A 26,062-nucleotide genomic window follows, 5' to 3' on the forward strand; every position below is an offset into this window, starting at 1 on the left:
CAATCTAGGCAGTACGAATAAGGGGTTTGTCTGAATACTGAGGAACTGCACAAAGCAGTTCCTTTTTTTCGTTCAATGTACATATTCTCTCTTCCTGTCTCATAGTGTGAAAGAGAAAAAGAATGCTATACAAACAACAGGCGCTTTTCTGCCTTCTGTTTAGAACACCATGAGGAAAGAGGAGGAACGTTATGAAATTGAAAAATCAATTTGGGCAAGGTTCGGGTTTCGAAGGTCAAGATTTTCGCCAGCAACAATATGGAGCAAATCCGTATCCTGCGCAGCAGATGGGTTATTCAGTCCCTCCCCAAACGCAGGGTCAAATGCAAGGTCAAATGCAGCAGGGGTATTCGCCAATGCCGTCTACTGGTACTTCACAAGGAGGCCAAGGTGGGCAAAGTGGCGGGCAGCCCTATCAAATTCCTTCGGGACCGATTTATCAGCAGAACGTCACCGGTCAGCTGCCGCTTGAGCAGTCCTATATTGAAAATATTTTACGATTAAACCGCGGCAAAGTAGCCACGATCTATATGACGTTTGAGGCAAGTAAAGAATGGAACTCTAAGATTTTTAGAGGAGTCATTGAGGCCGCAGGACGTGATCACATTATCATTAGTGATAACAAAACTGGGACACGATACTTATTGTTAACAATCTACCTTGATTACATTACGTTTGATGGGGAAATTCAATATGACTATCCATACTCGATGTCTACGTATTCTCCGAGATAACCTCAAGGTCATATTAGCAGCAAGGTGCAGACGCCCTTGCTTTTTTCTTTTGTCTAGGTTTTTGACACACCTTCGGGGGAAGGCTCATAAGATGCCTAGTAGTTTTTATTAAACGCCTAGAGGTGACATCAATGACTGTTGAGCTGGATTATACATCGCCGAATGTCAAATATTCATTTGATTTGAACCAAAGCCCCCTTGTGAAATATGACCAACACAACCTGATTAATGTTTTAGGAAAAAAACAATTAAATTCGCTCGATCAAGTATCTCTGCTGGATATATATTTGAGTAAAAGCAAAGTAGTAGAGCCTCATTATCATCAAAATGCTGCCGAGCTTGTTTATTGTATCGCCGGCTCTGCTGCTGTATCCATGCTGAACCCTTTTACAAAAAAGCTGTCCACCTACACCATTACCCCCGGGCAGGTAGCCAATGTGCCACAAGGCTGGTGGCATTATGAAGTCGCCTTGCAGGACAAAACCCATTTGTTAGCTATTTTTAACGCATCGACGCCAGAAGTCATCTTAGGTTCAGATCTTCTAACCCTCACGCCTTCTCACATCATGGCACATACTTATTGCATGAACGAAACGCAGTGGAAGCAGGCGACGCAGCCTGTGAAGCCTGGTGTGTTTATCGGGCCTTTCTGCCACCGGGAGGAAGAGGCACAAACGCACCCTGTCCCGCCTTCTCACTATGTACCTTATTATCAAGCACCTCCGAACTATTCTCCTTATTGGAGTTAAGAAAAAAACCGATGCCCCTATGAGAGCATCGGTTTTTCTGGCTTATAAATTTTTTGCTGCTGCAATCACTAGCATGATCCAAGAAGCGATAAACGCCACTCCGCCAATTGGCGTAATAGCACCTAAAATCTTCACCTGAGTCAAGGCAAGCACATAAAGGCTTCCTGAGAAGAAAAGAATGCCTGCCAGCATCACCCAGCCAGCGGTCGGCACTAGAGAAACACCTGACAGCTTATCTGCCAGAAAGGCGACAATAAATAGGCCAATGGCATGGAACATCTGATATTGAACCCCTTTATTCCATATCTCAATATACTTTTCAGGAATTTTCCCTTCCAGTCCATGTGCACCGAAGGCTCCAAGACCAACCGCAAGCATGGCGTTAATGGCACCTAATATGAAAAATAGTTTCATTCGTCATTCTCCTTATCTCATCAATTATGTTTATCATAGCGCGGGTCTCATCCAACATTCAACTTTCCTATGATGCTGACACGAGATTGTCGGATTTCTTTTTCTTTCGCAGTAGCACTTGATCGACCACAATTGCAATCAGCGTACCAAGCACAAGACCATTGCTCAATAAAGAAATCAGCACAGGATGCATGCCTTTCAATGCCCCCTGCGGCACAAACATTGCGCCCACGCCTGCTAAAACAGCGATGCCAAGCACAAATCGAATGCGCGGGATGTCTTCTTTTTCATACTGATCGAATTCAGACATGGCAATCCCAATCATAGAAGAGAACACCACAAAGTTCACAGCCAGCCCCACAGGTGAAGGCAATGCAGAGAAAAAGCTCATCAATAATGGAAATAAACTAATGAGGACAATGAGCAGACTGCCAAGGAAAAATGGCTTTCTCGATGGAATTTTGGTTGTTTGTATAAAACCCGCTGCCCCTGAAATAGGGACAGGCGCAATCGCACCAATCAGTCCGCTTAGCAAATGACCAAATGCGGCGACAAAACCAGCCGGTCTGGCTCGTTTCCGCTCACGCAGTTCACCAAATGCCTTGACGGAACTTTCCACAATTCGAATACTTGCCAGCATATTCACAATGAGTAAGATCGTAATAAAAAAGGACGTAACAAGCAGTCCACTGTCAAAGACTGGCATGCCAAATGGAAATAGCTTTGGAAACTCAATGATCTGCTCAGGAATGCGAACAGGCTTCGCTAGTCCGAGTAAAGCAAATAACAGCCAGCCGCCTGCAAGTGCGAATAACACAGAAAACTGTCTTAAATAATGCCATTTTGAGCGGCTGATCATGAAGGTGATGACAATAATCAAGATCGATAGACAAAACACAAGCCCATCTACCTGATTTCCCCGATAGCCGATCCCCATCAGCCCTTTCATGATTGGCTGACTTAACTGCACAACAAGTAGCAGCAAATAAATACCTGTGACAACCGGCGTAAATAAAGACGCAAGCCAATTAATGATTTTAAAAAGACTAAAAATAAAAAAGAACGCAGCACTAAAAATTAACGCCCCTTGTAACGCTTGCAAGGTTTCAGGATATGTAGCAAAAATCGTCCCTGTCATGCCTGCATAAAGGGTATATACCCCCCACCACAGCCCTGCTGGACTTTCATTGATCGGCAGCATATGACCGCATAAACACTGCACCATCGCCACAAGTCCAAGTGAAAAGAATGTACTCTGAATCAGTTCCGCCGACTGCACTTGATTTAATTCAAATGCTTGTGCAATCGCAATCGGCACAGCAATAGAAGCTGCGATAAAAAATGCCATCCACTGAATGGCGCCCAAAAATAGTTTCAACCCGATCACCTTCCCTTTGTCGTGACAAGACCATTAAAAATCAAAAATAGAGTCACCGTTGCCATCTTTCTCTTGTTGACCCTCTTCTTTATGCTGAAATTTCTTTGCACCGCTAGTGCCCATCAATTTCTCTAGCATGGCTTGATCCGTAGACACAGCCGGTGCAGATGGTGTCTGTATAGATGGAGGTGGTGAAATAACCGAAGACTGCGGCATTTGCAGCTGTGATGATGTGTCGAGAATGACATCACATAGTGAAGAAATGACCGCCGCTTGACGTTTCACCTCTTCATCATTTCCACTTTGTTTTGCTTTTTGAATGGCTTCCTCCATTTTTTGAAGCAGACTTGATATATGAATATTCAAGGGTAGACCCTCCAATCTAAAAAATTCGTTTTCCAACATTATTTTACCAAATGAACAAACCGAATGGGCTCATTTTTTCAAAGCTGTGTGCTTCTGTTCATCTGATTTGACCCTTACCCAAGATTCACACATAATAAAAAAGAAACAATATCGTCTTTGAAAGGACTGAAAGATGAACAAACTCACTGAACTCATTCACAAACAAAAAAACGTGCAAACACCAGCGGTTCAAGATCGAATCCGTCTTCTTAACGATTTAAAAAAAGCCATTAAACATCATGAAAAGGACATATTACAAGCCTTAGCCCATGATTTACATAAATCCGAACAGGAAGCCTATACAACAGAAATTGGCATGGTATATGAAGAGATCAATCATACCGTCAAACATCTTCACAAATGGGCCAAACCATCTCGCGCGAAAACACCTCTGACCCATATCGGATCAAAAAGTATGATCATTAAGGAACCGTACGGAAGTGTTCTAATTATTGCCCCTTGGAACTATCCTTTCCAATTGGCCCTTTCGCCATTAGTTGGAGCCATTTCTGCGGGAAATGCCGTTACTTTAAAACCGTCAGAATTAACGCCGCACGTCTCAAACGTGATTGGCACGATTGTGGAAAGCGTGTTTCAAGAAGATCTTGCAGCGGTCGTTGAAGGCGGTGTGGATGTCAGCACAGAGCTTCTGAAACTGCCTTTTGATTATATTTTCTTTACTGGGAGTGTAGCCGTCGGCAAAGTCGTCATGGAAGCGGCCGCAAAACATCTCACACCTGTCACACTTGAGCTCGGCGGAAAAAGTCCATGCATTGTCATGCCTGATGCAGACATCAAACTCGCTGCAAAACGAATCACCTTTGGTAAATTCACGAATGCTGGTCAAACATGTATTGCACCAGACTATTTACTTGTTCATGAATCGATCAAAGAGGACCTATTACGTGAAATGACGACCTGTATCCGTGACTTTTACGGGGACCAGCCTGAAACAAATCCGCATTTCGGAAAAAATGTCAGCCAGCGTCATTTTGATCGACTTTCAAAATTTCTCTCAAATGGCACGATTGTGACAGGTGGACAGCGCAATGAACAAGAGCTCAAAATCGCACCGACCATTTTAGATCATATTACATGGGAAGATCCTGTGATGCAGGAGGAAATTTTCGGACCTATTTTGCCTGTCATCACATTTGACTCTCTTCAAGAGGCAGCTGACATGATTAAGGCAAGACCAAAGCCGCTCGCTCTTTACTTATTTACAACGAATAAAGAAACAGAAGCCTATATTCTAGACAACCTCTCATTTGGCGGGGGTTGCATCAATGATACGCTGATGCATGTCGCCACTCCATACTTACCATTTGGAGGCGTTGGTGAAAGCGGTATCGGACGATATCATGGAAAAGAAAGCTTTTTCACCTTTACGCATGAAAAAAGCGTCCTGCGCCAGACCAATCGCTTTGATTTTTCTTTCCGCTATCCAAATGCGAAAAACGGACTCGACATTGTCCGTAAATTTTTAAAATAAACAGGACGAAGGGATTTCCCCTCGTCCTATTTTGATTCGATGTCCTTGATACACCAGTTGATTTCATCGATCCCCATTTGTTTTAAATAGGCGTTTACTTTTGAGAACGGACGACTGCCAAAAAAGCCGTTTCTTGCGGAAAAAGGACTTGGATGAGGTGACTCAATGATGTAATGCTTGCTTTGATCAATACGTTCTTTTTTATTTTGCGCATGTCTGCCCCAAAGCACAAAAACGACTGGCTGATCTCGGTCATTCAGGACGTCGATGACGCGGTCTGTCACACGTTCCCAGCCTTTGCCTTTATGCGAGTTCGCTTCCCCTTTTCTTACAGTGAGCACGGTGTTTAACAGCAAGACACCCTGCTCTGCCCAGCTGACAAGCGAGCCATGGTTAGGGACCGGACAGCCGAGGTCATCCTTTAGCTCCTGAAAAATATTTCTCAAAGATGGCGGATGCTTGACACCAGGCTGAACAGAAAAGCTTAATCCGTGTGCCTGTCCTGGGCCATGATAAGGGTCTTGTCCCAAAATCACGACCTTCACATCTTCATACGACGTCAAATGGAGGGCACGATAAATGTCATCTGGCTTTGGAAACACGATCTGCGTACGATATTCTTCCTTTACCCACTCACGTAATTCCTGATAATATGGCTGTTCAAATTCACTTTTCATCACAGCCCACCAGCTATCATTTAAAAATGGCTTCATTTCGGTTGTCCTCCTTCTGTCTGCTGTGCCAATCTTGAGATCATCGGTTTTCCATCCCATACAATCTCACTCTCTGATTCTCGTTTTTTCATCGCTGGTTCTTCTAATAGGACAGCAAAGTTCGCTGTCGGCAAATCACCGAGCCCATGCTTTTCACTCAGATCATCTAAATAGTTCTTCCTTGTTTCACCAAGATCACTCGACTGATTGCCCCCACCATCAAAGAACGCATAGATCACACTGGCAGCTGGCACTCGTTTGGCTCGTGCATGCTGCGTAACACGCAGGAAAAAGTCCCAGTCCCAGTAGTGATGCATCGCTGGATCAAAATAGCCGATCTCATCATGTATGCGGCGTTTGTACATACTGCCAGAAGGAACGTATGTAGAAAAAACACGCATGTCCTCAATGTCCGCTGTATAAGCAAACAAACGTCTTGATACTGGAAAACGAGTCGCACCTCGTTCTTCAAACGAAACAATTTCCGCATCCGAAAAGACAAAATCAGCGTCTTCCAACGCCTTGCTCATACGTTCAATATGACAAGGTGTAAAATAATCATCGTCATCACTCAGCATAATGACGTCACCTGTCAGCTCCCGCACGCCAACATTTCTTGCGTTCACATGCTGGACATTCTCATCTAAATGAATCAAGCGGATTGGCAGCTCTGGATAGAGTTCCTGAATCACGTCCACTCGCTCTCCTGCATCATTTACGACCACAATTTCAAAAGGCTGTACACTTTGTCTCGAGATGGATTCAAGCAGTTCACACAATGCGCTCAGCCGGTTATGTGTCACAATTAATAAAGATATCTTCATATCGGCCTAACTCCTTTAATAGATTCGTCTTTTTCATTAAAACATAAATCGGCTTTCTTCTCATGATATAAAAGGCGGTTTGATTGATCGAGAAAATGGGAATTTTTGATGAAAAGGAGTGATGATGATGGAATTTTTCACAGTTGAGAATAGTAAAGAAGCCAAACAGACGATCGAACAGATACAATCAGCAAAGGACGATGTGTTTGTGTTTGCGTATGACCCCGAACGCTCTGATACCGTTACTGAGTACACGGAAGCAAAGAGCATGACAGCTGTCGATCAAGGGATTTTAGATCAGATCGCCAATGTCATTCGCACCAGGGATGATGAACTGATGGCCAAAATCATGTCGACCGGTGCCGATCAAGAATTAGCCTTAACGCTTTTAGAGGAGCTGAAAAAAGGGAAATTGGTGATTTGTAAAAGATAAAGAATGAGGCGTTCCATGAAGAGTGGAACGCTTTTTTATGCCGTTTCATTGTGATAAATGGAAAAGCTGATTATAATAAGGGATAGAACAGTAACTGTTACACATCACATTGGAGGTTCAGCAACTATGTCTATGAATAAAGCACTCACCATCGCAGGTTCGGATTCAAGCGGCGGTGCAGGTATCCAAGCAGATTTAAAAACGTTTCAAGAAAAAAACGTCTACGGGATGACAGCTTTAACCGTTGTCGTTGCAATGGATCCTCATAACAACTGGGATCATCAAGTGTTTCCAATCGATACATCAACCATCCGCGCACAGCTCTCAACGATCGTGGAAGGCATCGGTGTAGATGCGTTAAAAACAGGTATGCTACCAACAGTTGACGTCATTGAACTCGCAGCTGAAACGATCAAAACATATGAGCTGAAAAATGTCGTCATTGATCCTGTTATGGTATGTAAAGGTGCGAACGAAGTCCTTTATCCAGAGCACGCTGAAGCATTGCGCGAAAAGCTTACACCACTAGCAACAGTTATCACACCTAACCTTTTCGAAGCAGGTCAATTAAGCGGCATTGGCGAGATCAAAACGATGGAACAAATGGAAGAAGCCGCAAAACGCATCCATGAACTTGGTGCAAAATATGTGGTCATCACTGGCGGCGGCAAGCTAAGCCCAGATAAAGCGATTGACTTGCTTTATGATGGACAAACCTTCGAACGCCTTGAAACAGACAAGATCGACACAGAATACACACACGGCGCAGGCTGCACATTCTCAGCCGCAGTCACAGCTGAACTAGCCAACGGCGCAGACGTGAAAGAAGCCATTTATGCAGCAAAAGAATTCATCACAGCTGCCATTAAAGGCTCTTTCCAACTAAACGAATACATCGGACCAACGAAACATTCCGCACATCGTTTGGACAAATAAGTTGAAAACTCAAAGGATACAGAAGCAACGCAATAAACCATATGTATAAATAAATTTCAAAGTAATTTATAAAACTTACAGAGCGTATTGATGTGTAAACTAGTCATTCCTTTAATATTGCACAATTCATCAACAGTTGAACTCCCTTTTTATATTTGTTGCATTCTATATGTAATAAGTCAATTTTGGGGGTTCAACTTATATCAGTATTACAAGCCTTCCGCTCAGTCATTATAAGAGTTCTTCCACTTAGATATTTCCTGAATTCTCCTATTTTTATAAACTCCGAATGTTCCATTCATTTGATTTAATCAATCTTAATTCGTTTTGATACTATCTTTTCCAAAGATACCTTTCCACATCTTCCGTGGAACATAGAGTTCACATAAAGTTGCAACACGACAATTTTTGGTACTCTTTAAGTCGAACTTTTCCTGATTTCATCTCGTAGCAGTTATTAATATTAGGCGAGAAATCATCATCACGACAAATATTCTTATTTCAACCCGCAAAATAAACACAATTTTAATACTCAAATAAATATTAAACCAAGGTCAAGAAAAATAAGAAAAATTGTCGCCATTATGAATACATATGATGTTTTTCTATCTTCATTCCAAAAATAAAAAATTAAAATAAAAGATACTATTGTAGTGATTAAAGCCCAAATTATCATTTAGTCAACTCTCCTCTATATTTGTAATGCTGTTTATAAATAGTTCTCTACGCTTTTTTCAATTTCCAGGATTTATTATATTATGGTATGAACCATTCATAACATTTTAGTCAAATAAGACTGAAAGGGGACATTAAAATTGCTTAACAATATAGGACAGACTATGCGATCAATTAGAAAGAACAAAGGATATACTCAGCATTATGTTTCTAGTGGTTTGCTATCACAAAGTGCTTATTCAAAGTTTGAACTACATCGAATCGACATACTTGCGTCATCTTTTATGGCTTTACTGGAAAAAGTAGACGTTTCTTTAGATGAGTTTCACTATATTATGAACGATTTTCAATATACTCGAAGGCAAAAGTTTATTAACGATTTTTTTCGTACGACTTTCAATCATCCGAACAAATTAAGACAATTGATAACAGAATCTGAAAGGTTGCTATCAGATTCGGAGGACCAATTGGTCAGTGATATTCAATGTATTTGTACAGCTTTAATAGTGCTTCATGAAACGGGTAGTATTGAACAAGCATGCAATCACGTAGATACTGTTTGGGAACGTCTTTCTAAGCATGAAAATTGGTACCTGATTGATATTAGACTGATAAACTCTATACTTTTTATATTTCCTATAGAAACCGCTATACATATAGCAAAGAATGCATTGAAAAGACTTAATATATATAAGAATTTTCAAGATACTTATAAAATTGAAATTAATATTCGAGTTAATTTTTCGCTTCTTTTAATAAAATACAATAAATTTAAGTCGGCATTAGTTGTATTAGAAGAAGCAATCCCTCTCTGTAAAAGACATGGTGCATACAGGGAGATGGCAATCTGCTATGGTCGTAAAGGGATATGTCTAAAAAACTTAAACATGGATTCACCTGAAGAGTATACTGAAAAAGCTGTAACAGTCCTTAGTATACTAGAGGAAAAAAAACTAGAAGAAATGTTATATACGGAGATCAAAAACTATTATTAAAGCCATAAAAATAAATTCCACAATTCCATAAGATACAAAATACAATAATTGATCTCACTTTACTGGATTGAAAGTGGGTTCAAGAAATACATAAAAGAATTTCAAAAAATAATCCTAAGACAGACCTTAGGATTATTTTTACTATCTACTCATATATTAAATAAAATATGGATATCAGTTCTCTGTTTTGAAAAGAATGGTTATCCTTCCGCATTGTAATGTTTCTTGACTTTTATAACTCATATACATTAAATATTCTATCTACAAATTTCTATTATCTTCATACATTAAGATTTAGAATAAAACTGACATAGATAATCTTTAAATAAAAAAAGCATACCCGCTCCCAGGTACACTCTTTCACCATAATTTTTCACCTACTTTTGCTGATCAGATTCTTTCGCCATTTTTCGAATAAAGGCTTCAATGGATTCAACAAATAAGGCATATTCTTTCATTTGTTTATACGTATCTGACAGCTTCTCTTTTAATTCTTCCTGCTCTAGAGAAGGTTCACCGAGAATAGATTGGACTTGAATTAGCAATTCTTTATATTCTTCACGTTTATCTTCAACATGATCTGCCATTGTCTCCAAGCGTTTTCTAGTCGTCGGCTGCTGTTTTGAATTCAAGTAAACAACCCCTTTTTGTCCTACCGCATTTGGATAAACGTCAGCCTCAGCTGTATATATTTTAAAATGATACCATAATTGAACCTGTTATCATATATGTAAAACGTCATCAAACCGCTTTAGGCCAACCTTGTATATACATGATATAGGCTTTAAGATACAGGCTGATCTCACTAGAAAAAGCAGATCAATGACCTGCTTCTTTTTGCAAATGCCACGTCTTCAATTTAAGCTTCGTTTCATTTCTACCACTGATGGAGATTGATTTATTTCCCGGGGAAGGAAAGTAACGTGCAGTAAATACTTCCCGGCCTCCGTTGACAAAAATCTCAATCGATGATGCATCAATAAAAATATGCAGATCCTGTAGTTCCTCAATTTCTACTTCACGAACTTCCTTTGTTCGATCTTCAAATCGATCTCTCTCTAACGTTAGTTTGCCATCATCTTTATCATAAATGATACGAGCAGCAGCACGAATACAGCATTCAAACCCTTTTTGTGTTTCAATTTGATCAATGAATACCTCTGCGCTCGTCAAATCTTCAACAGGAATGGAATGAACAGATCGTTTAACGTGAAAAACATGCTCCTGCTCATTTGTCCGCATAGATCGAAGTTCACTTACCGGCTGTTGAATAAGACGTCCCTCATCATCTAAACGAAGCTCTCTCGGAATCGTCAAACAATGGATCCATTGATAAGAGATGGTTGGATGATGCTCTTCCCCTTGATCTGGTACACCCATCCATCCCATTAAAATGCGTCTGCCCGATTCATCTTGAAAAGTCTGCTGTGCATAAAAGTCAAAGCCACGATCCAGCTCCTCAAACGCTCCATGCGTATATTGGTAGGTACGATCATCCAATGTACCAACAAAATAACCAGATTGATGTGTATTGTTGTATTTGAATCCATCAGGCTTCAGCCCCTGTGGTGACACGATCAATACATCCTGACCGTCTAATTCAAACAGATCTGGACATTCCCACATGTATCCGAAATGATCTAATCCATTCTTTCCACTGCCTGCAATAATGCCTTGAAACGTCCAATTGTCTAATGTATCAGATGTGAATAAGACAAGATGTCCTTTGAGATCTTCACTTTGTGCTCCAAGGACCATGTACCACTTTCCATTCCGCTTCCACACCTTCGGGTCACGAAAATGTGCAGTGAATCCTGCTGGCAAAGTCGCCACGACACCTTTTTTCTCAAAATGAACTCCATCCTCTGAAACAGCTAAACATTGATATGTCTCACGGTTCCCTTGCTCATCACGGACATTTCCGGTATACATCACATACATACGACCATCGTCAATGACTGCACTGCCAGAATAACAGCCATTTTGATCAAACCAATCACTTGGGGTGAGGGCAGCCTCTTCATGCTGCCAATTCACTAGATCGGTTGATGTGTAGTGACCCCAGAATTTTGCCCCATGTCCTGTTTTAAATGGCTGCCATTGATAAAACACATGGTAGACTCCCTTCCACTGAATCAATCCATTCGGGTCATTTAAAAGACCGACTGGCGGCATTAAATGGAAGTTCTGACGGTACACATCTTTTTTCACCAAATGCTCATAGTTTCGAATACGATCTGTTACCTTTTGACGAAGTGCTGCGTCCGTTGTTGTCATCACTGTGACCACTCCTTGATTATTTTTCGACTTCTTTGACTTTAAAGATGATGGTAAGAATAAATGAAACAGCAACAGCTATTAACATACCAATAACATAATTTACCACATTTTGTAAACCAAATGGAGCTGCAATGGCAATCATCGGAATCCCTGTTAAACCATAAGCGTTGGCGGCTACCTTCGTGAAGACGACAAACGCCCCGCCTAATGCACCTCCGATCATTGCAGCAATAAATGGCTTACGATAACGAAGATTCACACCGAATATGACCGGCTCAGTAATACCTAAGAAAGCAGAAAATGCTGCTGGTAATGCAATTTCTTTTGTTTTTGCACGCTTTGCTAAGAAAAAGACCGCTAGCCCAGCTCCGCCTTGAGCGACGTTGGACATGGCCCAGATCGGCAGCAAATAATTCCGTCCAATATCATTCAGAAGTCCTGCCTCAATCGCATGGAAGCTATGATGAACACCTGTCAGTACAATTAAAGAATAAGCGCCTCCGAAAATCAGTCCAGCTAAGAATCCTGCATGGTCATAAACATAAGTGAGTGCATTCGAGATCCCTGTTCCAAGCATTCTCCCTAGCGGTCCTACAGCAATAAACGTCACAAATCCAGTCACAATCACCGTCACAAACGGCGTCACAAGTAAATCAATACTGTTCGGCACAACTTTTCTTAAATTCTTTTCAATCACGCACATGATATACACAGTTAATAACACGGGAATGACCGTTCCTTGGTAACCAAGAAGAGCAATATCAAAGTTGAATAGATGCATATATTCTGGTTTTGCGTCTGTCAGTCCCCATGGATTCAGCAAGCTCGGGTGAATCATAATGCCCCCAATGACAGCTCCTAAATATGGATTTCCACCAAACTCTTTGGCTGCACTAACCCCAATTAAAATCGGTAAAATGATAAAGGCAGCACTTGAGAACATATCTAGCATTTGGAAGATGGCAGAGCTTGGATCAGCCCATTTGAAGGCTTTCATCATACCTAATAGGCCCATTAATAAACCGCTTGCTACAATCGCTGGAATGATTGGTACAAAAATATTCGATAGCGTCTTGGCAAAACGTGCAAGTGGATTCATTTTTTGCTTCACGGCTTCATCATGGCTGGCTGGTTTTTGATTCTCGTCGTCTGCCTCAAGACCCGCCTCACGCGCAAAAGGCTCATATACTTTGTTGACAGAACCTGTTCCAAATATGATCTGGAATTGACCCGAGCTTGAGAAGGCACCCTTCACACCCTCAAGTTCTTCAATGGCATCTTTGTCAATCAACGCCTCATCTTTCATCACCAATCGGAGTCGTGTGGCACAATGTGTTGCGCTAATGACATTTTCTTTGCCGCCTAATAATGTTGTTAATTCTTTGGCTGTTTTTTGATAATCCATGTTGTCTCCCCCTTTTTTTAAAACAAAAAAGACCTAAAATTCACCAACGATGAAAGGACATACACGTCCCCTCGTTACGCAAATTTTAGGTCTTGCCTGCCTGACAGTCACAATCCCACGATATTGGTTTTTGATTACGCTTTCATCATAGTATAGGAGCGTGACCTGCGTCAAGCTATTTTTTCGAATCAAATGACCCATATACACTAATTAGAGTAGTGTGCATAAAAAAAAGCCTGCGGACAGGCACAACCTTTACACCAATTCGGCATCCTGCAGACGCTGGACATGCAGCGTGATGTAGCCGATCTCCGATTCAGGGAGATGAAGTCCATATTCTTTTTTCAGCAAATCAGCCAGTCCAAGTGCACACCGGTAAGCCGAATCATACTTTGTTTGGATAAAAGTCAGCATGTCATCGTCCATGATTTGAAATGCTTCATTCGATTCCAACCTGCCTAATGCATACCTCAAATGTGTCACAAGGCGCTGATATGAAATACTATCCTCATCAATCGAGCGCTCAAAAACGCTTTCGATATGCTCGATCATTTCTTTGATCATCGTTGTGTATTTGACCGTCTTCTTCATGGACTCCGTATTCATTTTGGCCGTATGAATATGAAGTGCCACATACCCTGCCTCATCGTCCGGCAGGTCAACCCCAAGCCGCTCCTTTACATAACGAATGGCATACTTTCCAATATCATATTCCTGCTTATATAAGACTTTGATCTCACCAAGCAATTTATTATATAAGACAATGCCTTTTTGAACGCGTTCAATGGCAAAGGATAAATGATCTGTCAGTGAAATGTGGATATGATCACTGAGCGGCATCATGAGTTCACCCTCTGCATAACTAATAATATGCTCTGCCACCTCAATATGCGCTTCTGGCAATGTCGCAAGAATTTGTTTAAACTTCTCATTTTCTTCACGCACAACAAAAATCTTCTCTATTTTTTGAACGGGCACGACGTCATTTTTCCCCTTCTGAAAAGCAATTCCGGGCCCCATCACAATTTTCTCCTGATCACCCTCCTTTACAACCACTGCATTGTTATTCAATATTTTATATATCTTCAAGGGGCATCCTCTCCCACAGATAACGTGTCTTATGTGGGATTTTACCCTGTTTCAACTTTTCTGTAAAGATAAGAACGGACCGGCACGAGCCTCTCTCGTTGTCTTTTCATCAAGCATCATCAGACTTTCTTGAAACGGCTTTTCTCTCCTGCGCTTCTTCTTCTTTTCATCTGCCAGTTTCTCTAGCTTTCTCTCATTCACCGCAAGAAAGAATCCTCCATCCACTGCTGCCACTTTCACCCCTTGCTTCTTCAGCAGCTCACCAGGATTCACAAGCACATTCATCACAAAACCAAACCATACACTCAACCAGTTCTTCCATTTCTTCACTGAACATCCCTCCGCTTTCCTTAGAATCTAGCAGTTCTAGCAAATTAACTGTTCCTATCATATCCCGAGAAAAAAGAGAGGTTTGTCACAATCTGGGTGAAAAAACGAACTAGTTTTCAGAAGTTTTGTTGAAAAGTGCAGAAGATGATCATGTTCCACAATGTTTCTATGAAAATTTTATACACACACTATCCCAAAGATAAGCACATCTTATCAACAGGGTTTATCCACATATCAACACCCTCTTACTAGATTTTGTGTATGAGATTTTTTTATTTTCCATATATATATATCTGAATAATCGAGTTATCAACAGATTATTGTGCATAAGTGTGACTTTATAAACAAAATAGTTCTTTATGACTATGTAAAATAAGACCATTTTAGTAAAGGAATTGGTTTCATCGTATGGAATACTTAATAACGGGCAGTGAATCTTTCCTATTTATCCACAAAAAGAAAGGCTATCTCCCTAAATACACAGCTAGAAAGGGGAAAATTAATTGAAAAAAGTAATCTCTCGTTCTTCTGTTCTATTGTTCTCCACTATTTTTACCTTATCCACATTCTTTTCAGGTCAGGCTGCTGCCGCTCCATCGAACAAACAGGTGGAACTGGAAAAAGCAGAAATCTTCGGCGAAATCAATGTTAAGTCTAGAAAACACACCACTGTCATTGTTGAATTAAAGGAAAAATCCTTAGTTGAAGCCAAGCAAGAAGGCGAAGCACAAACAAAGGCCTCCCTCAAAAAATCTCGAACGAAAGTAAAGAATGCAGCACTCAAAAAGCTAGATAAAGCGAGTGTTCATCAAGAATATGAAAAAGTCTTCTCTGGTTTCTCTATGAAACTTCCTGCAAACGAAATCCCGAAACTGCTCGCAGTTGACGGAGTAAAAGCCGTTTATCCGGATGTTACATATCAAACAGATGAAGTGAAAAAGAAAAGCGTCCAGCTTCCTAATGAGGATGTCTCTCCACTCATGGATAAAAGCGCCCCATTTATCGGTGCCCCAAAAGCTTGGGATGCCGGCTACTCTGGAAAAGGAGTAAAAGTCGCTGTCATTGATACTGGAGTAGATTATACCCACCCTGATTTAAAAGGAAACTTCGGATTATACAAAGGCTATGACTTTGTTGATAATGACTATTCTCCACAAGAAACACCAAAAGGAGATCCTAGAGGCGAATCGACAGATCATGGTACACACGTCGCAGGAACAATTGCGGCAAATGGACAAATTAAAGGTGTCGCAAAAGATGCTACCCTTCTCGCCTACCGTGTCCTTGGACCAGGCGGATCAGGAACAACTGAAAATGTCCTAGCAGGCATCGACCGGGCTGTCACTGACGGAGCCGATGTCATGAACCTCTCTCTTGGAAACAGTGTGAATAACCCTGATTATGCAACAAGCATCGCACTGGATTGGGCCATGTCTGAAGGGGTTGTCGCTGTGACATCAAATGGAAACAGCGGGCCAAACAGCTGGACCGTTGGATCTCCTGGGACATCAAGAGATGCTATTTCTGTCGGAGCCACTCAGCTTCCGTACAGTCTATACAACGTGAAATTCCCGAACTATTCAACAGCAAAAGTGATGGGCTACTATCAAGAAAATGATTTAAAAGCACTTGACCAAAAACAAGTCACACTCGTCCAAGCAGGCATCGGTGACGAAAAAGATTTTGAAAACATCGATGTCAAAGGAAAGGTGGCAGTGATTGAACGTGGAGCCATTGCCTTTGTTGATAAAGTGGACAATGCGAAGGCTGCTGGTGCGATCGGCGTTGTCATGTACAACAATACAGATGGAGAAATCCCTGTGGATGTACCAGGTCTAGCCCTTCCGACGATTAAGCTGTCAAAAGCGGAAGGAACAGCACTTGTTAAAGCCATTGAGGCTGGTAACAATACAACAACTTTCTCGATTCAATTTGTGAAAGAGTTAAGTGAACAAGTCGCTGACTTCTCATCTCGCGGACCTGTTGTCGATACGTGGATGATCAAACCAGATCTTTCAGCACCTGGCGTGAGTATTGTCAGCACCATTCCGACACACGATCCTTCTCAGCCATACGGCTATGGATCGAAGCAAGGAACAAGCATGGCATCTCCTCATGTAGCCGGAGTAGCAGCGATTATTAAACAAGCAAAACCATCGTATTCTACAGAGCAAATTAAAGCGCTGATGATGAATACAGCAGAAACATTGTATGATCCAAATGGCAGCCCGTTCCCTCACAATACGCAGGGCACAGGCAGCGTTCGAATCATCGAATCACTTCAAGCGTCTTCTATTGTGTCTGATGCAAGCTATTCGTACGGCACTTTCTTAAAAGAAAAGGGCGTTCAAATCAAAACGAAGAAGTTCAAGGTAGAAAACCTGTCAAAAGCACCGAAAACCTATACCATTGATTACAAGTTCGATGGCAACGGCATTAGCACAAACGGCACGAAAAAAATCACAGTAAAAGGGAATTCCACAGGGTCCTTTACTTCCGCAGTACAAGTGAATTATGGAAAAACGAAAAAAGGAACGTACCAAGGCAGTATCACCATTCGCGAAAATGGCAGAAAGGTCACTGAAATCCCTACTTTATTGATTGTAAAAGAGCCTGATTACCCGCGCGTCACTTCGGTTTCCGTAGAGCCGGATAACCGTGCTGGAAGCTATGTCATTAGTAGCTATCTCCCAGGCGGTGCTGAAAATCTTGCATTCCTCGTCTACTCGACAGATGGAAAGTATTTAGGTGAAGCAGGAGTTTATCAACATGTTGATAAAGGAGAGCATCGTGTGAAATGGAATGGCACGATCAATAAAGGACAGAAGTTAGAAGCAGGTGAGTATACAATGCTTGCGTATGCAAGCCTGAAAGGCAAATCAGATACGGTTCAAACAAAAGAACCATTCGATATTTATCCTGAATAAACAAGAATCACATAAAAAGCCTTGTATGAGCCCATCAGCTCAACAAGGCTTTTCTATCATATATGGAGGAAAGAGAAATTCATGTTGATATGGCTATGGATCGTTTCTTTTATGACGGCTTTTTTTCTCACGATCACCTTGGTTTATTTTTTTACCTTTTTACATGCAAAACAGCCTCGTCCTTTTCATCAAGCATGTGAACTGACTGTCTATACCACCTGCATTTATCCGCTTAGCTTGGCGGTGACAGCTGCCTTTATTCTCACCATGATGCTCCTCTATCCCTTTTATTGGCTGCGCAGACGGTAAATTTACATAAGTTATGCGTCAAAAGCTTCTTTTAATAAACGATACGATGTGAGACGGTCTTGCATGTGATGTGTGATGGTCACAGCGATCACTTCATCTGTACGATACGCCTTTGCGAGTTCTGTCAGCTGCTGCTTCACAGAGGCTGGCGTGCCAACAACCATTCTCTGTCGATTGGCTGCTACTCGTTTTTGTTCATATGGACTGTAGGAATAGTCCTTTGCCTGTTCAAATGAAGGAAAGCCGCCAAGGTTCTGTCCTTGTTCGTTAGCTAATAATGATAAATCTAAGCTAACAGCCAATTTTTCTGCCTGTTCCTCTGTTTCTGCACATAAAACGAAGACCGCAAGACTGACACGCGGCTCAGCACCAAATTCTGAAGGTTCAAATCGGTTGATATACTGCGACACAGAGTCTTCTCCGCCTTCTCCATTAATGAAAAGAGCAAACGTATAGCCTGCACCTGCTTTTGCGGCAAGCCGTGCACTTCCTCCAGAGGAACCTAACATCCATACCTCTGGGGCAGTATCTACTTTCGGAGAAGCGGTCAGGTGAGGCAGCGGATAAAATTCATCGGCTAAATCATGTAAATACACCCTTAATTCTTCTACCTGCTCAGGGTATTGATCACCAAGTCGCTTCCGTTCTCCATGATGAAGGGCAATGGAGGAGATCGGCATACCTCCAGGAGCACGTCCAATGCCAAGATCAATTCTGCCCGGAGCCAAGGCTTCGAGCACTCTGAAGTTCTCTGCTACTTTATAGGCACTGTAGTGGGGCAGCATGACGCCACCTGAACCAATACGGATATGTGACGTCACAGCTGATAAATGACCGAGAAGCACCTCTGGACTCGATCCTGCGAGCCGGTTTGAAAAGTGATGCTCTGATACCCAAAATCGATGATAACCCCATTTCTCTGCCTGCTTCGCCAGCTCGACTGTTTGCTTCAGCGCCTCAGCAGGCGTCGCATCTCCAATCAATGGAGATTGATCCAGTATACTTAATTTCATGATGTCGCACCTCTTACAGAAATCCCCCTCTCTCACTTGAAAGGGGGATTTCCTGATTTATTTTCGATTAAAGCCCTTCTCTTTCACAAAATCTCCGAGGAAAGCACGTTTTGGCTGGCTAAAGCCTCGAAGCATTTGCTCAGACCATGTATCTTTTCTCTCACCGTTTGTTCGTTCTTCATAATATGATGAAATACGATCATCGTATTCTTTTAAATAACGATCCACATGAGCTTCGTCTTGCTGATATGTGTTTTCATGATAGATCAGCTCAACGGGCAACCGTTCCTTTTGAGATGATGAATTGGCAGGATGTCCTATGGCCAGGCCGAATAGCGGCAGCACATAGGAAGGCGTTTCAAGTAATTCTGATACTTCCTTCAGCTGATTACGCAGTCCGCCGATATAGCAGATGCCAAGTCCCATAGATTCTGCGGCGACACTGACATTTTGCGCAGCGAGCGCCGCATCAATCACACTGATCAGAAAGGCTTCAGTATTCTCAAGCGCTTCTTGATGGTTTTTCCCTGCTTTTTTTGCGATATAGTCGTGGCGTTTCAAGTCTGCACAGAAAACAAAAAAATGCCCATTCTTCTCAACGTATGGCTGATTTCCAGCCAGTTCAGCAAGCTTCGCCTTCTTCTCCTGATCTGTTACACCAATGATACTATACGCCTGTACATAGCTTGATGTCGAAGCAGCCTGTGCACTTTTGATAAGTGTCAGCACTTCTTCGTCTGTCAGACGCTCATCTGTAAACGAACGGATGGACCGATGATTTAAGATGGTTTCTATCGTTTTATTCAATTCGAAGACCTCCTTCACTCCTACTATCATAAGACAAATGAATATTGCTTTTCAAAAGTTAGAACTCACACCAAAAAGGCAGCCTACGCTTAGACTGCCCTTTACCCGTTTTATTTAAATAAATAACTTTGATATTTCGTTAATTGAACACTTGCATTATAGGCGATACCAAATCCAATCAGAACAGATAAAACAGAGCTTCCCCCGAAGCTGATGAATAAGAGCGGTATCCCTGTTACAGGCATGACGCCTATGTTCATGCCAATGTTCTGGAATGTATGGATGACAATCAATGCTGTATATCCTACACAGAAAAATGACGCAAACCGGCTATAAGGATGGATACGGTCAATCAACACAACAAGCCTGTAAATCAGGAAGAAGAACATGATGACCACAAATGCGCAGCCGACAAAACCAAAGGCTTCCCCTATGATAGAGAAAATCATATCTGTCTGTGCTTCTGGAACATAAACTTTTAAGTTTTTAACACCGTTCCCGAAAATTTGTCCTGCCCCAATTGCCATAATGGCTTGCTCGACTTGATATTTATCAGATCCAGATGCATCCTGTGTCTGGGCTTGGTTGGCTGTCGAAGAACTATCAGGCAGCCAAGCGGTAATCCGGTTGATCTGATACTGCTGAATCCCGATCTTTTGTGCGAAATCAGGGAATAGAATAATCACGGCTAACACAGCGGCAACTAAGAGCACAACCACTGAACCGATGAGAGAGATCAATTTCCAGTTGACCCCTGATAAAAAGACCATGACAACGACAATAAACATACATACCGCAGCCGTACCTGCATCTTGCAAAAAGATGAGTCCGACTGGTACAGCAGCCACGCCGGCAATTTTTAATAGTAGGAAAATATCATCTTCTAATGTTCGTTTTCCTCTTGGGGTTGCCTTCCCAATGACAGAGGCGAGCATCATAATCAAACCAATTTTCATGAACTCTGAAGGCTGAAATGTTCCAATTCCCGGTAACACAAACCAACTTTTTGCACCATTTTTAATTGGAGCAAAATCATGACCTGCAATTTGTGCAGGAGCAATTTTTAAAAGAATTAAGAGCATAATGCCGCCTATAAAAATATATAGGCTTAACTTTTCTAATTGTTCCAGATCGAAGTAATTAATAGCCACAATACAGATGACCCCGACCATGTAGTAAATGATCTGTCTGGTCCATGCATTAGATCCATATTGCCCAAACTGTCCCGCAGCATAAATAGCGATGACACTGATGGCAAAGAAGGCTAAAAATATAAAAATCAAATCTCCCTGATAGTAAGGAGATGTATTCTGCTTGTTCATGAACTAACCACCCTTATTACAAAACATAAAAGCCCTTATTTATATTAGATTGAAATTTTCACAAAAGCAACTCACCTTAAATATGACGGAAGTGACACCTGAAAGGTTCCATTCTATTTTCAAAAAATGAAATACTTTTCATCCTAACAATAGGAAAAAATTCCTTTCCACTCTATCATGACAACCGATCATAAGTCCTTTAAAAAGATTATTTTACAGATTTTAAGGGGAAAATTCAATGACTTATGTGGCGATATGAAAGGTGAACATCTTGCCAACATAAGCTTAACTGAGGTATAAGAAAAAAAACAAATTCTGCGGAATAAGGCCCATTTTCCAATTATTGAGTTTACTTCAAAGTCAATTGTGGTATAATATTTGTAACAAAATGTTCACAATATCTCCTAAAAACAGACACAATTGCATCCTGACCTCTCATTTGAATTTGGACATCAACTTACAAAGGAGTTGGATACGATGGATATGTTCTTTGCGTACCTATGTATTGCAACAGCTACACCCCTGTTTTTATGGTTGGAAAACAGAAAGATTGCATTAGCATCTATTCCACCCATCATGATTATGTGGATTTTCTTCGGTCTTTACATGACAAGCAGTTTATCTCCAGCAGGACATACCTTCATGATCGCATTCTTTGCCATTAACGTGATTCTGGCTCATATTGCAGCTTTCCTCATCTATGGACTTCCATTCATTCGCAAAAGATTCAGTAGCAGATAGATATTGCATCATCAATTGGAAGCGTTATCACAATCAGCATAAAAACCACTCATCTATGAAAGATGAGTGGTTTTTTATTATTTCTCTGAATGCTCAGACTGCTTTGGCGCAGATGGTGAATAACCGTCTTTGCTGTTCTCTCCGTGGCTGTAGTGAGCCGCGAAGATCCAAACAGACCCGATGACGAAAATGATCGCACAGAACAGACCAAACAAAGTATTTCCGACTTGAACAGTCCCGTTCTCACTCTCTGTCATGTGCATGAACATGAACAGCTGCAAGAATGCTTGAATGAAGGCAAAACCAAAGATAATCCATAGTTTTGCGGAACTGCCAATTTCAGCTCCGATGGCAATCCAGAATGCTAAGATGGTTAGCACAATGGAGAGAATGAAGCCAACTACGTGTTTCCAAGGGAAGTGTTCGTGCTCTGCTGAGGAATGTGTTTTTCCAGCCATATCACAAAAGCCCCCCTAATCCGATCAAGTACACAGCTGTGAAGATGAAAATCCATACAACATCAAGGAAATGCCAGTATAGACTTGAGATAAAGATCTTCGCTGCTGTTTGTGGTGTTAATCCACGTTTTTTAATTTGGAACAAGATGCCCGTAATCCAGAAGATACCAATGGATACGTGTAATCCGTGAGTTCCTAAAAGAACAAAGAATGCAGACCAGTATGCACTTGTATGGATGCTCGCACCCTCATGTACATAATGGAAGAATTCGAAAATCTCAAAACCAACGAAGCCTGCACCTAGAAGCAGTGTCAGAATCGTCCAAATGACAACCCCTTTTGTACTTCCACGGCGCATTTCATGAACGGCAATCCCGCATGTAAATGAACTCACCAATAGCAGGAATGTCATGATCAATACAAGCTTCATATCAAATAGCTCAGCTGGCAAAACGCCGCCAGCTGTTCTGCCATGAAGAACAAAGTAGGTCGCAAAAAGTGTTGAGAATAACACGATTTCCGCGCCAAGGAATATCCAGAAACCAAGGATGTTTAAACGTCCTGTTTCAGACTGATATTCAAGCGGTGCATTTGCATAGCTGCTATCATTATGTCCCATTACTTCTGCGCCTCCTTATTCTTTTTCTCTGTTTCAATCACTTCTTCAACAGGAATATAGTAGCCATCGTCATATTCAAATGAACGTAAAATCATTGTTGCGAATACACCGATTAAGCCGATAACGCCAATCCAGTACCATTCAAATACAAGACCGAATGCACCAAGTCCGAAGAATGCAGACATGATAAGCGGTCTGCCTGAATTGTGCGGCATGTGAATTTTCTTGAATTCTTTTTCAGGATGAACGTCTACATTGTTTTGCTTCCAATGATGGAATGCATCTGGTGACGTCACTTCTGGAAGTGCTGCAAAGTTATAATGCGGCGGAATTGCAGAAGATGTCGCCCAGTCAAGCGTACGTCCTTCTCCCCAGCTGTCTCCAGACACTTCACGTTTCGCGTGTCTCCAGCTGTAGTAAATGTTATAGCAAAGGATGATGAATCCGATACCCATCATGAATGCACCAATTGTTGAAATAAAGTTTAGTGCAGTCCAGCCATCTTCTGGTCCATACGTATAAATACGTCTTGGCATTCCTTGCAGTCCTAAGAAGTACTGCGGGAAGAAACAGATGTTAAATCCGATCATGAATACCCAGAAGAACCATTTGCCGATTCGTTCGTTTAACTTGTAACCAAACATTTTCGGATACCAGAAAACAAGACCTGCAAAACAAGCAAATACAGTACCTGCGATTAATACATAGTGGAAGTGGGATACTAAGAAGTACGTGTTATGGTACTGGTAATCCGCAGCTGCCATCGCAAGCATAACCCCAGTCACACCACCGATTACGAAGTTCGGGATGAAACCAAGTGCCCAAAGCATTGGGGATGTAAAACTGATACGGCCTCGATACATTGTAAAGAGCCAGTTAAAGATTTTCACACCTGTTGGTACAGAAATCGCCATTGTTGTAATCGAGAAGAATGAGTTAACCGCTGCACTGTTCCCCATTGTAAAGAAGTGGTGAACCCACACAAGGAAACTAAGAACAGAGATTGCCACAATCGATACAACCATCGCTTTGTAACCAAACAACTGCTTTCTTGAGAACGTCGCAAAGATTTCTGAGAAAATACCGAAAGCCGGCAGGATAACGATATATACCTCAGGATGTCCCCAAATCCAGAAAAGGTTCGCCCAAAGCATTGGCATACCGCCCGCTTCGAGTGTAAAGAATGCTGAACCGAATAAACGATCGAATGTCATAAGTGCTAAAGCAACTGTTAAAACAGGGAATGCGAAAACGATAATGACAGACGTGATCAATGTTGTCCATGTAAACATCGGCATACGCATAAGCGTCATACCTTTGGTACGCATTTTTAAGATGGTCACCATGAAGTTAATACCTGTCATTAGTGTACCAATACCTGCAATTTGGAGCCCGAGCAAGTAGTAGTTCTGTCCAGGTCCTGGTGAGAAATCATTTCCGGCGAGCGGCATGTAACTCGTCCAGCCTGCACTTGGTGATCCTCCAATAACGAAGGAAATGTTGAACAGCATTGCTCCGACCATAAATGTCCAGAAGCTCAAGTTGTTCAAATACGGGAATGCAACGTCACGTGCACCAATTTGAAGAGGAACCACGACGTTGATTAAACCAATTAAGAATGGCATCGCCATGAATAAAATCATGATCGTACCATGCGTTGTGAAAATTTCATTATAGTGGTTTGAATCTAAAAACGTATTATTAGGAAGCGCCAGCTGCGCGCGCATCATCAGTCCGTCTACCCCACCGCGGAAGAACATAATCACAGCAGCAAGGATATACATGATTCCAAGCTTTTTATGATCAACTGATGTCAGCCATTCTTTCCAGAGCCATTTCCACTTTTTGAAGTAGGTTAAAACAAACACAATGGCAATGGAAGTAAGAGCGATAGAAATTTGCGCACCAAGAATTAATGGGTCTCCAGTTACAAAAAACTCATCCCATTTTAAATGCATAACGGCCTCCTCCTTTCCTTAGTCAGTTTATTCGTTTTCTAGTTTTCTTTTATAGTTCTTCACATTCTCGAAAGGATCTGTCTTGGAATGCGGAGAAACTGATTGGTAACCTAAACGTTTGCGTGCTTGGAGTGCATATTCAGAATCCTCTCCGTGCTTCGCAAAAGATAAATGTGTTGATGAGAATGTCTGCACATCTGCAGCATCAGGAAGCATCAAGTAGTCATACGTTTTCTTCGTTAACTTTGGTGCTTCTTTTTTCGTTTTATTTACCCATTTATCATAGTCAGACTGCGTCATCGCATTGACTTTGAATTTTTGCTGAGCAAAGCCTTCGCCTGTGAAGTTGGCGTTTCTTCCTTCATATGTGCCTACTTCATCAGCTTGAAGATATTGTTCCATTTCCATTCCAGCCATCGCATACTTCTCCCCGCCTAGCTGAGGAATCCATAGTGATGCCATTGTATCAGCGGAAGTGATTTTAAATAAAACCGGCTGATCTTTTGGAATGTTTAAGTAGTTCACTGTTTCAATATTTTCCTCTGGATAGCTGAAGATCCATTTCCAATCAACTGCTGTAGCATAAACGACAAGTGGATCTTTATGACTTGTTGCTTGAGGCGCCTCTTCCAAAGAGTAAATGGTTTTTACAGTTGGAACTGAAAGGGCAGCAACGATTAATATTGGGATCACTGTCCAGACAACTTCTAGAAGCGTATTCCCGTGTAGTTCTGGGTTATAAGAGGCGTTTCCAACGTCCTTACGCTCACGGTATTTAACCAAAATGATGGTAAACAGTACAAATACCGCACCAACGATAAAGAGCATGAATCCAATAGATAAAAGGATTAAGTCTTTTTGTTGTGCTGCGACTGGTCCTTTAGGATCTAAAACAGCGATATTGCTGCAACCTCCTAATACAAAAACACTCACGAGCATCGCTAATAAAAGCATAGGTTTAATGGCTCTGAACAAGAAGATCACCATCCTTCCTTAAATAATGTATAAATTGCTGAATAATTGTGAAAAGCCATCTGCCTTCGAAAACTTTTCTTC

Annotated in this window: 26 protein-coding genes; 9 read left to right on the plus strand and 17 right to left on the minus strand. The window is 41.6% G+C overall.

Annotated elements, in window-relative coordinates; translation table 11 throughout:
• Nucleotides 1-191 precede the first annotated feature (191 nt).
• A complete protein-coding gene (gerQ, locus tag MHB38_RS18005; RefSeq protein ID WP_007497781.1) occupies nt 192-734 on the plus strand; it encodes a spore coat protein GerQ in 543 nt (180 codons plus the stop codon).
• Nucleotides 735-865: 131 nt separating this feature from the next.
• Nucleotides 866-1,483 carry a cupin domain-containing protein gene (locus MHB38_RS18010; RefSeq protein WP_007497783.1) on the plus strand — a complete coding sequence of 206 codons (618 nt, stop codon included), beginning with the start codon at nt 866-868 and terminating at the stop codon, nt 1,481-1,483.
• A gap of 42 nt (nt 1,484-1,525) precedes the next feature.
• On the opposite strand, the gene MHB38_RS18015 is transcribed toward MHB38_RS18010, so the two are convergent.
• The 3 genes from MHB38_RS18015 to MHB38_RS18025 form a co-directional block, all read right to left on the minus strand.
• Nucleotides 1,526-1,897, minus strand: coding sequence for a DUF423 domain-containing protein (locus MHB38_RS18015; protein WP_003215282.1), 372 nt, complete (start codon nt 1,895-1,897; stop codon nt 1,526-1,528).
• Nucleotides 1,898-1,964: 67 nt separating this feature from the next.
• Nucleotides 1,965-3,275, minus strand: coding sequence for a purine/pyrimidine permease (locus MHB38_RS18020; RefSeq protein WP_007497786.1), 1,311 nt, complete (start codon nt 3,273-3,275; stop codon nt 1,965-1,967).
• Between the two features lie 33 nt (nt 3,276-3,308).
• Nucleotides 3,309-3,641 carry a YwdI family protein gene (locus MHB38_RS18025; protein WP_202734141.1) on the minus strand — a complete coding sequence of 111 codons (333 nt, stop codon included), beginning with the start codon at nt 3,639-3,641 and terminating at the stop codon, nt 3,309-3,311.
• A gap of 172 nt (nt 3,642-3,813) precedes the next feature.
• Here MHB38_RS18025 and MHB38_RS18030 point away from each other — a divergent pair, with 172 nt between their 5' ends.
• Nucleotides 3,814-5,172, plus strand: coding sequence for an aldehyde dehydrogenase (locus MHB38_RS18030; protein WP_202734139.1), 1,359 nt, complete (start codon nt 3,814-3,816; stop codon nt 5,170-5,172).
• A 26-nt stretch (nt 5,173-5,198) separates the two neighbouring features.
• Here the strand turns inward: MHB38_RS18030 and MHB38_RS18035 are convergent, their stop codons facing one another.
• Together MHB38_RS18035 and MHB38_RS18040 are read right to left on the minus strand one after the other, a co-directional pair.
• Nucleotides 5,199-5,885 (minus strand): uracil-DNA glycosylase, encoded by a 687-nt coding sequence (locus tag MHB38_RS18035; protein ID WP_017360124.1) that lies wholly within the window; start codon nt 5,883-5,885, stop codon nt 5,199-5,201.
• The gene (locus MHB38_RS18040; RefSeq protein ID WP_008343643.1) at nt 5,882-6,709 is read right to left on the minus strand and encodes a glycosyltransferase family 2 protein; all 828 of its coding nucleotides are present in this window, start codon (nt 6,707-6,709) and stop codon (nt 5,882-5,884) included. Before MHB38_RS18040 ends, MHB38_RS18035 begins: the two co-directional genes overlap by 4 nt.
• A 127-nt stretch (nt 6,710-6,836) precedes the next feature.
• On the opposite strand from MHB38_RS18040, the gene MHB38_RS18045 reads away from it, so the two are divergent.
• The 3 genes from MHB38_RS18045 (at nt 6,837) to MHB38_RS18055 (ending at nt 9,748) form a co-directional block, all read left to right on the plus strand.
• Nucleotides 6,837-7,142, plus strand: a complete 306-nt coding sequence (locus MHB38_RS18045) for a general stress protein (protein ID WP_017368274.1) — start codon at nt 6,837-6,839, stop codon at nt 7,140-7,142.
• A 126-nt stretch (nt 7,143-7,268) separates the two neighbouring features.
• Nucleotides 7,269-8,078, plus strand: a complete 810-nt coding sequence (locus MHB38_RS18050; protein WP_039963025.1) for a bifunctional hydroxymethylpyrimidine kinase/phosphomethylpyrimidine kinase — start codon at nt 7,269-7,271, stop codon at nt 8,076-8,078.
• Between the two features lie 815 nt (nt 8,079-8,893).
• Nucleotides 8,894-9,748, plus strand: coding sequence for a helix-turn-helix domain-containing protein (locus MHB38_RS18055; protein ID WP_056704120.1), 855 nt, complete (start codon nt 8,894-8,896; stop codon nt 9,746-9,748).
• A gap of 377 nt (nt 9,749-10,125) precedes the next feature.
• Here MHB38_RS18055 and MHB38_RS18060 read toward each other — a convergent pair whose 3' ends face one another.
• From MHB38_RS18060 to MHB38_RS18080, 5 genes are all read right to left on the minus strand, one after another.
• A complete protein-coding gene (locus MHB38_RS18060) occupies nt 10,126-10,380 on the minus strand; it encodes a hypothetical protein (RefSeq protein WP_008359596.1) in 255 nt (84 codons plus the stop codon).
• Nucleotides 10,381-10,567: 187 nt separating this feature from the next.
• Nucleotides 10,568-12,025: a glycoside hydrolase family 32 protein gene (locus MHB38_RS18065; protein WP_202734135.1), complete on the minus strand. Its 1,458-nt coding sequence runs from the start codon at nt 12,023-12,025 to the stop codon at nt 10,568-10,570.
• A 19-nt stretch (nt 12,026-12,044) separates the two neighbouring features.
• Nucleotides 12,045-13,433, minus strand: coding sequence for a sucrose-specific PTS transporter subunit IIBC (locus tag MHB38_RS18070; protein WP_008345474.1), 1,389 nt, complete (start codon nt 13,431-13,433; stop codon nt 12,045-12,047).
• A 255-nt stretch (nt 13,434-13,688) separates the two neighbouring features.
• Nucleotides 13,689-14,522: a PRD domain-containing protein gene (locus MHB38_RS18075; protein WP_026050173.1), complete on the minus strand. Its 834-nt coding sequence runs from the start codon at nt 14,520-14,522 to the stop codon at nt 13,689-13,691.
• Nucleotides 14,523-14,573: 51 nt separating this feature from the next.
• A complete protein-coding gene (locus MHB38_RS18080) occupies nt 14,574-14,852 on the minus strand; it encodes a hypothetical protein (RefSeq protein ID WP_272754592.1) in 279 nt (92 codons plus the stop codon).
• A gap of 503 nt (nt 14,853-15,355) precedes the next feature.
• Here MHB38_RS18080 and MHB38_RS18085 point away from each other — a divergent pair.
• The gene (locus MHB38_RS18085; protein WP_202734132.1) at nt 15,356-17,779 is read left to right on the plus strand and encodes a S8 family peptidase; all 2,424 of its coding nucleotides are present in this window, start codon (nt 15,356-15,358) and stop codon (nt 17,777-17,779) included.
• An 81-nt stretch (nt 17,780-17,860) separates the two neighbouring features.
• Nucleotides 17,861-18,088: a hypothetical protein gene (locus tag MHB38_RS18090; RefSeq protein ID WP_017360133.1), complete on the plus strand. Its 228-nt coding sequence runs from the start codon at nt 17,861-17,863 to the stop codon at nt 18,086-18,088.
• Between the two features lie 11 nt (nt 18,089-18,099).
• Here MHB38_RS18090 and MHB38_RS18095 read toward each other — a convergent pair whose 3' ends face one another.
• From MHB38_RS18095 to MHB38_RS18105, 3 genes are all read right to left on the minus strand, one after another.
• Entirely contained in the window at nt 18,100-19,104 is a 1,005-nt protein-coding gene (locus MHB38_RS18095) for an LLM class flavin-dependent oxidoreductase (protein WP_311754398.1), read from the minus strand.
• A 54-nt stretch (nt 19,105-19,158) separates the two neighbouring features.
• Nucleotides 19,159-19,908: an oxygen-insensitive NADPH nitroreductase gene (gene nfsA / locus MHB38_RS18100; RefSeq protein WP_017360135.1), complete on the minus strand. Its 750-nt coding sequence runs from the start codon at nt 19,906-19,908 to the stop codon at nt 19,159-19,161.
• Nucleotides 19,909-20,018: 110 nt separating this feature from the next.
• Nucleotides 20,019-21,230, minus strand: coding sequence for an FtsW/RodA/SpoVE family cell cycle protein (locus MHB38_RS18105; RefSeq protein ID WP_008345489.1), 1,212 nt, complete (start codon nt 21,228-21,230; stop codon nt 20,019-20,021).
• Between the two features lie 477 nt (nt 21,231-21,707).
• Here MHB38_RS18105 and MHB38_RS18110 point away from each other — a divergent pair, with 477 nt between their 5' ends.
• Nucleotides 21,708-21,971, plus strand: a complete 264-nt coding sequence (locus tag MHB38_RS18110; protein ID WP_008345491.1) for a spore morphogenesis/germination protein YwcE — start codon at nt 21,708-21,710, stop codon at nt 21,969-21,971.
• A gap of 77 nt (nt 21,972-22,048) precedes the next feature.
• Here the strand turns inward: MHB38_RS18110 and qoxD are convergent, their stop codons facing one another.
• The 4 genes from qoxD to qoxA are packed head-to-tail and all read right to left on the minus strand — an operon-like array spanning nt 22,049 to nt 25,990.
• Complete coding sequence (gene qoxD, locus MHB38_RS18115) at nt 22,049-22,429, minus strand: cytochrome aa3 quinol oxidase subunit IV (protein ID WP_007497818.1); 381 nt, start codon at nt 22,427-22,429, stop codon at nt 22,049-22,051.
• A gap of 1 nt (nt 22,430) precedes the next feature.
• The gene (qoxC, locus tag MHB38_RS18120; RefSeq protein WP_008359616.1) at nt 22,431-23,048 is read right to left on the minus strand and encodes a cytochrome aa3 quinol oxidase subunit III; all 618 of its coding nucleotides are present in this window, start codon (nt 23,046-23,048) and stop codon (nt 22,431-22,433) included.
• Complete coding sequence (gene qoxB / locus MHB38_RS18125; protein WP_008345496.1) at nt 23,048-25,006, minus strand: cytochrome aa3 quinol oxidase subunit I; 1,959 nt, start codon at nt 25,004-25,006, stop codon at nt 23,048-23,050. Before qoxB ends, qoxC begins: the two co-directional genes overlap by 1 nt.
• Before the next feature lie 27 nt (nt 25,007-25,033).
• Entirely contained in the window at nt 25,034-25,990 is a 957-nt protein-coding gene (qoxA, locus tag MHB38_RS18130; protein WP_089374137.1) for a cytochrome aa3 quinol oxidase subunit II, read from the minus strand.
• Nucleotides 25,991-26,062: the final 72 nt, after the last annotated feature.

It is taken from the genome of Bacillus sp. FSL K6-3176 (assembly GCF_038003325.1).
GTDB lineage: Bacteria > Bacillota > Bacilli > Bacillales > Bacillaceae > Bacillus > Bacillus altitudinis.

Bases quoted from the DNA above. Each gene is read 5' to 3' on its own strand.
- MHB38_RS18010 (WP_007497783.1), top strand. From the start codon at position 866: ATGACTGTTGAGCTGGATTATACATCGCCGAATGTCAAATATTCATTT.
- MHB38_RS18045 (WP_017368274.1), top strand. From the start codon at position 6,837: ATGGAATTTTTCACAGTTGAGAATAGTAAAGAAGCCAAACAGACGATC.
- MHB38_RS18035 (WP_017360124.1), bottom strand. From the start codon at position 5,885: ATGAAGCCATTTTTAAATGATAGCTGGTGGGCTGTGATGAAAAGTGAA.
- MHB38_RS18105 (WP_008345489.1), bottom strand. From the start codon at position 21,230: ATGAACAAGCAGAATACATCTCCTTACTATCAGGGAGATTTGATTTTT.
- MHB38_RS18040 (WP_008343643.1), bottom strand. From the start codon at position 6,709: ATGAAGATATCTTTATTAATTGTGACACATAACCGGCTGAGCGCATTG.
- MHB38_RS18070 (WP_008345474.1), bottom strand. From the start codon at position 13,433: ATGGATTATCAAAAAACAGCCAAAGAATTAACAACATTATTAGGCGGC.
- MHB38_RS18050 (WP_039963025.1), top strand. From the start codon at position 7,269: ATGTCTATGAATAAAGCACTCACCATCGCAGGTTCGGATTCAAGCGGC.
- MHB38_RS18110 (WP_008345491.1), top strand. From the start codon at position 21,708: ATGGATATGTTCTTTGCGTACCTATGTATTGCAACAGCTACACCCCTG.
- qoxB (WP_008345496.1), bottom strand. From the start codon at position 25,006: ATGCATTTAAAATGGGATGAGTTTTTTGTAACTGGAGACCCATTAATT.
- MHB38_RS18090 (WP_017360133.1), top strand. From the start codon at position 17,861: ATGTTGATATGGCTATGGATCGTTTCTTTTATGACGGCTTTTTTTCTC.
- qoxD (WP_007497818.1), bottom strand. From the start codon at position 22,429: ATGGCTGGAAAAACACATTCCTCAGCAGAGCACGAACACTTCCCTTGG.
- MHB38_RS18030 (WP_202734139.1), top strand. From the start codon at position 3,814: ATGAACAAACTCACTGAACTCATTCACAAACAAAAAAACGTGCAAACA.
- gerQ (WP_007497781.1), top strand. From the start codon at position 192: ATGAAATTGAAAAATCAATTTGGGCAAGGTTCGGGTTTCGAAGGTCAA.
- qoxC (WP_008359616.1), bottom strand. From the start codon at position 23,048: ATGGGACATAATGATAGCAGCTATGCAAATGCACCGCTTGAATATCAG.
- MHB38_RS18015 (WP_003215282.1), bottom strand. From the start codon at position 1,897: ATGAAACTATTTTTCATATTAGGTGCCATTAACGCCATGCTTGCGGTT.
- MHB38_RS18065 (WP_202734135.1), bottom strand. From the start codon at position 12,025: ATGACAACAACGGACGCAGCACTTCGTCAAAAGGTAACAGATCGTATT.